This is a genomic window from bacterium, from assembly GCA_035295165.1.
Taxonomy (GTDB): Bacteria; Sysuimicrobiota; Sysuimicrobiia; order Sysuimicrobiales; family Segetimicrobiaceae; genus JAJPIA01.
On sequence record DATGJN010000056.1, the window covers coordinates 21,281 to 29,745 of the forward strand.

At 64.1% G+C, this 8,465-nt stretch carries 9 protein-coding genes; 4 read left to right on the forward strand and 5 right to left on the reverse strand.

Annotated elements, in window-relative coordinates; genetic code table 11:
• Positions 1-572: 572 nt before the first annotated feature.
• Together VKZ50_08545 and VKZ50_08550 are read right to left on the reverse strand one after the other, a co-directional pair.
• A complete protein-coding gene (locus VKZ50_08545; GenBank protein HLJ59766.1) occupies positions 573-1,952 on the reverse strand; it encodes an MmgE/PrpD family protein in 1,380 nt (459 codons plus the stop codon).
• A gap of 10 nt (positions 1,953-1,962) precedes the next feature.
• Complete coding sequence (locus VKZ50_08550) at positions 1,963-2,787, reverse strand: phosphosulfolactate synthase (GenBank protein ID HLJ59767.1); 825 nt, start codon at positions 2,785-2,787, stop codon at positions 1,963-1,965.
• A 728-nt stretch (positions 2,788-3,515) separates the two neighbouring features.
• Here VKZ50_08550 and VKZ50_08555 point away from each other — a divergent pair.
• The 4 genes from VKZ50_08555 to VKZ50_08570 all read left to right on the forward strand — a co-directional run bounded on the left by VKZ50_08555 (position 3,516) and on the right by VKZ50_08570 (position 7,214).
• Positions 3,516-4,550, forward strand: a complete 1,035-nt coding sequence (locus tag VKZ50_08555) for a thiamine pyrophosphate-dependent enzyme (protein HLJ59768.1) — start codon at positions 3,516-3,518, stop codon at positions 4,548-4,550.
• Positions 4,551-5,644: 1,094 nt separating this feature from the next.
• On the forward strand, positions 5,645-6,223 hold the full coding sequence (locus tag VKZ50_08560) for a hypothetical protein (protein HLJ59769.1): 579 nt from the start codon (positions 5,645-5,647) through the stop codon (positions 6,221-6,223).
• 20 nt (positions 6,224-6,243) lie between these two features.
• Positions 6,244-6,708 (forward strand): DUF309 domain-containing protein, encoded by a 465-nt coding sequence (locus VKZ50_08565; GenBank protein ID HLJ59770.1) that lies wholly within the window; start codon positions 6,244-6,246, stop codon positions 6,706-6,708.
• 173 nt (positions 6,709-6,881) lie between these two features.
• The gene (locus VKZ50_08570) at positions 6,882-7,214 is read left to right on the forward strand and encodes a hypothetical protein (protein HLJ59771.1); all 333 of its coding nucleotides are present in this window, start codon (positions 6,882-6,884) and stop codon (positions 7,212-7,214) included.
• On the opposite strand, the gene VKZ50_08575 is transcribed toward VKZ50_08570, so the two are convergent.
• From VKZ50_08575 to VKZ50_08585, 3 genes are all read right to left on the reverse strand, one after another.
• Positions 7,211-7,711, reverse strand: a complete 501-nt coding sequence (locus tag VKZ50_08575; GenBank protein HLJ59772.1) for a hypothetical protein — start codon at positions 7,709-7,711, stop codon at positions 7,211-7,213. The two genes, VKZ50_08570 and VKZ50_08575, sit on opposite strands and share 4 nt — an antisense overlap.
• Positions 7,708-7,959: a hypothetical protein gene (locus tag VKZ50_08580; GenBank protein ID HLJ59773.1), complete on the reverse strand. Its 252-nt coding sequence runs from the start codon at positions 7,957-7,959 to the stop codon at positions 7,708-7,710. The genes VKZ50_08575 and VKZ50_08580 overlap by 4 nt, the downstream gene beginning before the upstream one ends.
• 232 nt (positions 7,960-8,191) lie before the next feature.
• On the reverse strand, positions 8,192-8,465 hold a 274-nt coding region (locus tag VKZ50_08585; protein HLJ59774.1), incomplete at its 5' end, for an NADH dehydrogenase subunit D.

The following is an 8,465-nucleotide window of genomic DNA, read 5'->3' on the forward strand; positions in this document are numbered from 1 at the left end:
GGGGGGAAGGTAACGAAGCGCAGATCACTGGCGTCTGTGCCACGCGGTCCACGCAGCCGTGGCGCGACTACGGTGTGGGAGGACACAGACGCTCTGCTGCACGAAGAGTTGGTCGTAGAGTCGCATTCGAGGTAACATAGTCACGGTCGCAGTAGCGTTTTGCCCAACAGGAACCGGAGGTGTTCGAGCGAATCCGGGAACAGCCCGCGGTACCGTCGCGCACCGACCGAGTATCGTCTCATAGTGGCCGGTGTGTTCTGTGTGCCAGATACGCGCATCCGCTGGTCGCACACGATCGTGTATCATCAGACGTCACGGGTGTATCGATAACGCGATTGCGTCCACCGGTGACGGCGCGCACGACGTGTGGAGTCTGCCGATGAGGGACGGGAAGGGTACGGCGGGACGATCACCCTCGACACTCGTCAACGCGCTGTTGGAGACCACCTGCTGACCATCATCGCGGCAAAATCTCAGGCGGTGATGCGATCGGGTTGATTGATGCGGGGCGAAGCATGGAGCGTCGATCGCGAATCGACCTCTGGCTGGGTCCGGTGTGGTTCGGGCGGGCCCTATGTGCCTCCGGGAGCGATCGCGATCCGGCCAAGCAGGGTGGTGAGGGCCGTAATGGGAAGATCCTCCAGATGCGCGACGGCGTCCATGAGCGCGGTTCGGAGCGGTGCGTCGATCAGAGGCGCACAAAGGCGTTCAAACTTATTGGCGGCCGTCGCCCAACTCATCGGACGCGTGTGGAAACCCTCATAATCGCTCTTTACCGCTTCGACCATGTGACCGTTGCGGAGGAAAATGTGGATCGCGCATGCCATCTTGCCTGGGAAGGCGCGGCTGAATGCGGGCGATAGACGAATGTGGACCCGCCGAAGCAGCGATTGCACGTCCGGCGCCTGAATGCGCTCAGGTCGGTACTGGGCGGGCAGGACCTCACCGTCTAGCAACGCCACCGCGATCATGTAGGGCAGGCTATGATCGGCTTCCTCCTTGGTGCGTACCGTCGTCTTCTCGCCTTCTTCTCCGCCCCCGATGATATGGTACGCGACGTCAAACGTCTCGAGGTCGATGTGCTCGACCTCGTCCGCGCGAACGCCGTGGGTCCGCTGCAGGTCCAGCACGCCTTCCAGGGCGGACTGCGCGTGGATTTCGGCATTGTACTGCTTCAGAATTGTCTTGGTGACTAGGTTGAGATCCTCGTGCACCCAGTCGATGGTGAAGTAACCGGCGATGGCATCCATGAACCCCTTGTTGCCCTCGAATACCTCGCAAGGGCCAGTGATCCCACGCATGGCCAGGAAGGTGGCGTGGGTGCACCCAAATGCGGTATTTGGGTACGCCAGCCCCTTCCAGTGCGAGAGCGCCCCGGTCCGAGTGACACGCAGCGCGTTAAACGCCGTCCCGCAGATCGCGAGCGCATTGGCGGTTCGGTCGCGATCCAGCCCCAACGCTTTGGACGCACCCGCGGCGACCGCGTAGGCGCCTTGGGTCGTGTGGTCGAAGCCCTTCGCCCGCACGGGAGCCGTTTCGCTGAGACGGCACTGCACCTGGTAGGCGACCCCGAGGGCGGTCAGGAAGTCGCGGCCGCTTCGGCACGCGTACTCCGCGGCGGCCAGCACCGCACCAAGATTGTCGCTCGGATGGCACGTTTCGCCCGGTGCCAGGTAACTATCGTTGAAATCGAGGTAGCGGACCAGCGCGCTGTTGTACAGTGCGGCACGGTCCGGCGCGGTGCGCCCGCCACCGATCAGGGTACAGTGCTCCGTGCCACCGAAGTCCTGGATCTGCGCCCGAATGACGCCGACGGGTTCGGCCCGTAGCGCCCCGATCGCGCAGCCGAGGGCATCCAGGACACGGAGTTTCAGCTGCGCCCGCGCCGCCTCCGACAGATCGTCATACGCAGCGCGCACGACGAATCCGGCCAGCGTCTCCGCGATCGTCATTGGCACCTAGCTACCCCCCTTTGTACGTCAGGACGCGCCCCCACACGCTTTGGGTCCCCCACAGCCCCGAGCGCAGACACTCCAACTGCACGATCTGGCTGTGATCGACAAACAGATTGACTTCGGGGCCGTAGTTCTTAATGTACCAAGTGAAGACCGCAGGGTCGGCCGCTTCGAACATCACCCGCTCCGGCCCGAGCGCCCCGAGGATGCGGGCGGCTGCATCGGTGCGCCAGGTCTTCACGCTCTCGGTGATGCCCTCTGATTCGATCATGATCATCTCCACACCGGCGTCGAGAAAGCGCTTCGCCTGCTGGATCGCCCACTCGACATCGCGGGTACCCTCCGCTTCTAACGCTTCCGCGGTGCTCGCCCCTCCCGCACCGAACTGAATCCCCACCTCCGGTTTGGCTTTCACGCCGGCCTTCTGGACCTGCTCGATGATCCGCAGCCAGTCGTCTGTCGGGAGGGTGATAAATCCGCTGGAGATTTCGATGATGTCGAAACCAACGTCGCGGCACGTTCGAATGTAGGCGTCGACGACCTGTGGCCCGTGGGCCAACACGCGCTCGATAAATCCCCCGGTGGACACCAGGACGCCATAGCGGTGGGCCGTTTCGATCAGCTCCCGGAGCTTCGCCTCCGGCATGAGCACGAACGATCCGCCCGCGAACTTCAGGCTGTCGACATAGTCTCCCATGGTCTCGAGCAGATCCGTCAGGTAGCGTTGCCCCATCGGGGTGTAGTAGGGGCCACGCACTTCCGTGACCCCGCGCCGGCGCGGTTTCGCTTCGCGCGTATTCACCGGGATACACTCGAACGCGCGTCCAAGCATCGCAGATCGCCTCCTTCGTCACATCTTCTTAGGCGCGGCAAATGACATCCCACCGGGCGAAGCCAGACGCATCACATCACGCTTCACATGCCGCCGGCGTGATGGGCCGTACGCTGCCGATCATGGCCGGTCGCTCCGTCAACGCTACCATACCGCGCACGTGGCATCTTTGTTGTATCACAACATCGAAGGATGCGGCCCTGTAGGGACCGCACCTGTGCCCGATGGAGAAGCAATACTCTGACGGAGGATAACGGTGCGAGTTCCTCGCGAACACGCGGTAAACCCTCCTTACCGGGCCGCCAGCTGGACGACACCCCGGCGTCCGGCCGTGCCGCTGTCAGGCGGCGTTCCTGCCGACCACGCGCGTAGCGCGACGGTCCATACTCGTGACGCACAAGACGCCGCCCCCCGCGCACAGGCTCCTTGCGCTTCCGCAAAGAACGGTGCGCGCCGACTTGGTAGAGTCCATCGAGACGCAGACCGTGGTCGCGCGGACGGTGCGCGACTCTGCAGGTGCAGGACGACAACGGTCCGGAGGCGGATGTTCCAGACGCGGCGCCGAGATCCACCGCAGGCTCTCGCGCAGGTGGGGGGCGGCCCCGCGCCACTGGCTTGTGGCGCTGGACGCGATGCGCGCTCAGGCGAGTGGCATCAACCGATCCCTCGATCGCACATCGTCTTCGATGTGTGCAGGGTCCGAAAAGAGGGGGAGTGAGGTCGTGGCGATGGCAGACGAGCCGCAAGGCGCGAACAGCCTCGAGACCTTGCTGGGGTGGTACCGTCAGATGGTCCTTGTCCGTCGGTTTGAGGAGCAAGCCGAGCGAAGTTTTCGGCGGGGGAAGATTGGCGGCTACCTGCATCTGTATTCGGGGGAAGAGGCGGTCGCCACTGGCTTCCTCGCGGCGTTACGTGAGGACGATATTCTCTTTGCAAGTTACCGCGACCACGCGCATGCGCTTCTTCGAGGCACGGACCCGAGGGCGATCATGGCCGAGTTGTATGGCAAGCGCACCGGGGTGTGCAAAGGGAAAGGCGGCTCCATGCATTTGTTCGACGTAGCGCGGGGCTTCTATGGAGGGTACGGGATCGTGGGCGGCCACATCCCGCTAGCCGTTGGGGCCGCGTATGCTCTTCGTTATCACGACTCGGATCGTGTCTGTCTGTGCTTCTTTGGAGACGGGGCGATGAACAGCGGAGCGTTTCACGAGTCGGTCAACTTGGCGGGACTCTGGGGGCACGAGGGGCAATGCTCGGTGGTGTTCATTGTCGAGAACAACCAATATGCGATGGGCACATCCGTCCCGAAGTCGTCGGCCGCAACGAATCTTGCCCGCCGGTTCGATGCCTACGACATTCCCAATGAGCAATGTGACGGCATGGATGTTGTCACCGTGTACGACGTTGCGCGGCGTATCATTGACGAGACCCGTCGAACCGGTCGCGCCCATGCGGTGGAAGCGATCACGTACCGCTTCGCGGCGCATGGAGCGGCTGATCTGTTCCAGCCATATCGGCCCAAACAGGAGGTGGAGCGCTGGCGGGAGCGTGATCCTCTTCTCTTGCTGGAGCAGCGCCTACGCGCGAAAGGAGCGCTGGATGAAGCAAAGATCGACGCGATCGCCGCGGAGGTGGACCAAGCTGTGGCCGACGCCGTGTCCTTCGCCGAGGCGAGCCCCGAGCCCTGCCCCGCCGAGTTGTTTGACGATATCTACGGCGGTCCAGCCGCATCACCGCTGGTACCGGACGGCCGCCCCTCGTGACATCCGAGATGCCCTACCGCGAGGCGAACACGGCCATCCTCATCGCGCAGATGGATCACGACCCCAATGTCCTGCTGGTCGGCGAAGATCTGGGCGCGCCAGCGTCGAGAAAGCGCTCACCCATCACGATGCCGCATAGGCCAGGGGAGCCCACGACTGGAGGAGAGGTTGCCCATGCGCGAAGAGGGTACCCCGCACCCCTGTCGTATCTCGGTGGCTCAGGGGATGGTTTGTGCGTGATGGAATCCACTACGTCCAGGCGCATCTCGATCGCACTTGGGCACACCGGTTGGAACTGTAAGGCCGCCCAAGGATCCGGCGCTCTGGCGGATAGACGCCCTGGCACACATGGACCCCTGCACGGTGCCGCCGGAATCGGATTCTGCAACGTCAACCAGTGCTACACGGAGGTCTGTCAAGACGACATCGAAACCACGGACAATGCGATCATCCACTAAAGGAACAAATCGCTGAGGATGGTCATGATCCTCAACGTGCCCCCTTGCGTCACGCGCGGGGTTGGCCGGAGCCGCGAGGGACATGAGACCCTTGCGGCCAGCACACACGGCAACCGGAATCCTTGAGGCGGTGCTTCTCGTCCTTGCGTCGACGCCCTGTCGGGGAACCTCCGCGGACGAGCGGACGCGGTTCCTCCCGGGTGGCGAACCTCTCGCTGCCGCTACTTGAGCCATCGCGACGACACCTGCGGACGGGCGTGATAACAGGTGTAGAGAGTAGCGGGCACCAGGCCCGCAAGCGGCGGGACACACCGGGCACATGGTGCGACGGTGAAAACGGTCCTGAGGGTGATGGCAACCAACACCCCGGGCAACGATCGCACGTGGCCGACCGGTCGATTGTGGATCCGCGGAAATGGTCTGGGTGCGGCAGCCATGGTGCTGCCAGTCGTGTCGGGTGGATCGGAGCAGGGGCGGCGGGTGTGCTTGCGGTGCGGGCAAACGAGCGGGCCGGGATGGCCGCAGCCGCCCGTTCCGTGGGAATGGCCAGAGGAGAAGCATCTCGACGCACGGAATCTCTGCCATCGCAGCGGAGCGTTCGGGCCGACCGGAGTCCATCGTCAGGGGTTGCTGTGCATGTGCCAGCTGGTACGCTTTCGGGTACCCAATCGCGCGGTATTCACAGAAGCGCTGTCCCGTATCCCGCCCGAGACGTGGGTGGCCGCGCGCAAAGATCTAGCCCGTGCGGATGATCCCGGCACTCTGTGGACTACCCTGGCCGCGCTGGACGTAATGCGCGAACGGGGGGTGCCGCTGGAACCGATCGAGAGTCTTGAGGCCGAGTTGATCCCCGTGTTTTACGGACCGGGAGCCACCGTCCACGCCAAACTGATGGCGGCCGACCTGCGCTGCTGCGCGCTGGCGGCCGGCGCCATCGGCGCGATCCGCGCCGGTGAAGGCAGCGTGGACGAGGTCGCGAGGAGGACCGGTGTGCCTGCGGGGGACCTGTTTTCCTGGCAGCCGCCGTTCTCGCCGCCCCATGTGTGGCTTCTTATTCGCCGGCGCGAAGAGGCTGTCCGGGCCGCGGAGCGACTCTTCCCCGGCAATGACACCGCCCGCCAGTGGGCCGACCGGTTCGGCGTGAGTAGCCTCCACGCCCTCTTGGCCAGAGCGCAGCCGGGGATCCCGCTCAAGCTTGTACCCGACCCGACGTAGTCGGGCTCGAGGGTTGGCTGATGGACGAACCCCGTCTGGAACCCGTGCCGGGGAGACTTCCAGCGCCCCTACGCGACTACGCTGAGAAGTTCAACGCCCGGGAATACATGGCGGCCGCCCACCACGAAGAGATGGTAGTGGTCTGGAACCGGGTGCAGAGCCACCTCTACCGAGGGCTGATGATCCTGGCAGCGGCGTTCGTCCATCTCGAACGCGGCAACTCCGAGGGCGCACGCATTAAGTTCCGCAAGGCCCGCGACCAGTTGTTGTCCCTCCGGCCGCATTACCTCGGCGTGGACGTGGCACAGATCGTCGAGCGCATCGATCAGGCACTTACGGCACTGGAGGGTGTGGCGCGCGGTGAACCCAACCTGCTCGCCCTCGTTCCCCCATTCTCGATCCACCTTGATCTCCGGAGGGTGCGCGGCGACGAGGTGGAGTGGCAGGAAATCCTGGAGCCGCAGTCACGTCAGGAAGAGAGCTGACGCCGACTAAGAATCTCTCAGGGAAAAGACCCTCAGGACCAAGGTACGAGGCGCATGGGGAAAGCCGCAGAGCGACCAGGGGGGAGAGGCAAATGGCTGACACAATACGGCTCCTTGACTACTTCTATATTGAGACCGGCGACAGGCCCGGAGAGGGGGCCCGAGCCTTGAGCATGTTGAGGGACGCCGGCGTTCACCTTCTCGCCTTCCACGGTTTTCCGAAAGGTCGGCGCGCGCAACTCGACTTCGTGTCGTCCGATCCTGCGGCCTTCAAGGCCGCCGCCAGGAAGGTGCGCTGGAAGATCATCGGGCCGAAGAAAGTGTTCGTGATCGAGGGCGAGGACCGTACCGGGGCGCTGGTGGACTATTTCTCGAGGTTGGCCGAAGAGAAGATCAACGTGACGGCGACCGACGCCATCGCCGCCGGCGCCGGTCAGTTCGGCGCTATTCTGTGGGTCAAGCCTCGCGACGTGAAGCGCGCGGCGAAGGTGCTCGGCATCGTCTAAGAGCGGTCCACGGAGTTCTTGTCAGGCGGAGGCTGCTGCGACGTTAGCCCGCCGGACGCCGCGTCCAGCGCGTCGAGCGCTACCGCCTTAGCCTTGGCCGCGGCGATCCGCTCCTCGCGACTCATCTCAACGCCGCCCGCCGTTCCGCTGGCCGGTGGAGACCCTATGGGCGCCGCCCGAGACGCGCCGGGACCAGCAACGACACCGGTCGCAGCACCTGCCGTTGCCGCCGCGGCGGGTCCGCTTGACGCTGGGGGCGGTGTCTTCGGAGGCGTGGCCTGTCCCAGAAACTCCTGTTGGAGATATTGCTCGACGACCTTGCGGATCCGATCGAGTTGGTCGGCTTTGCCCGCGATGGCGTCCACGACCCGCGCATTGTCGAGACGGTACGTGACGAGACGCTTCCCCTGCGCAAGATAGACCACGAAGTGTCCCCATGAGTCCTGGAGTACGAAGGTCCGGACACGGAGCCCAAGGTGTTTCGTGATCTGAGTCATTTGGTCCAGCACCCACTTCTGCGACTAGACTTGGTTATGGGACAGGCGGTCAGCGTCTCCACGATGGAGCGTTCGGCCAGCGGATCGGTAAAGACCATCCTCGCTCTCGCCGTGGTGGCCCAGCGCTTTCTAAAGGCCTCGAGGAGTTCGTCTTTGATAGTGCCCAGCGCGACGAGGACGGAGAAGCCCCAGATCGTCAGGATCGCGAACAGTAAAGACCAATAGGTCAGGAATTTGCCCTGTGGCATCGACCCGGCAGCGGCTTTTTGAGTCTCGCCTGCCGCTCGTCCTCGGCGTCAACGAGCGCCACGAGCATGGAGAAGCTCCAGATCGTCAAAATCGCAAGCAGCCGCGACGTAGGTCAGCAACTTGCTGAGCGTCATCGACGCCCGGCCAAGGCTGATTCGATTCTTCGAGACTTGACGCTTGGGTACCCGTGATCGTCCGCGCACCGCTCGCGTGTCTCACTCGCACCTTCGGCTAACGATCCACGTCGCCCAGCACGATGTCGATGCTGGCGACCGCGACGACGACGTCCGCGAGCGGTCGTCCCACGACCATGGCCGGCAGCGTCTGCAGATTGTAGAACGACGGCGCTCGGACGTGCACGCGCACGGGCCTATTGCTCCCGTCGCTGACGACGAAGTACCCTTTCTCGCCGCGGGGTGACTCCGTGGCCACGTAGCTCTCGCCGGCCGGGGGGTGCATCCCTTCGCTCACGAGCTTGAACTGGTGGATCACCGCCTCCATGCTC

Excerpts from the sequence above, each read along its gene's own strand:
- VKZ50_08575 (HLJ59772.1), bottom strand. The coding sequence starts at position 7,711 with ATGACTCAGATCACGAAACACCTTGGGCTCCGTGTCCGGACCTTCGTA.
- VKZ50_08565 (HLJ59770.1), top strand. The coding sequence starts at position 6,244 with ATGGACGAACCCCGTCTGGAACCCGTGCCGGGGAGACTTCCAGCGCCC.
- VKZ50_08560 (HLJ59769.1), top strand. The coding sequence starts at position 5,645 with ATGTGCCAGCTGGTACGCTTTCGGGTACCCAATCGCGCGGTATTCACA.
- VKZ50_08550 (HLJ59767.1), bottom strand. The coding sequence starts at position 2,787 with ATGCTTGGACGCGCGTTCGAGTGTATCCCGGTGAATACGCGCGAAGCG.
- VKZ50_08570 (HLJ59771.1), top strand. The coding sequence starts at position 6,882 with ATGTTGAGGGACGCCGGCGTTCACCTTCTCGCCTTCCACGGTTTTCCG.
- VKZ50_08555 (HLJ59768.1), top strand. The coding sequence starts at position 3,516 with ATGGCAGACGAGCCGCAAGGCGCGAACAGCCTCGAGACCTTGCTGGGG.
- VKZ50_08545 (HLJ59766.1), bottom strand. The coding sequence starts at position 1,952 with ATGACGATCGCGGAGACGCTGGCCGGATTCGTCGTGCGCGCTGCGTAT.
- VKZ50_08580 (HLJ59773.1), bottom strand. The coding sequence starts at position 7,959 with ATGCCACAGGGCAAATTCCTGACCTATTGGTCTTTACTGTTCGCGATC.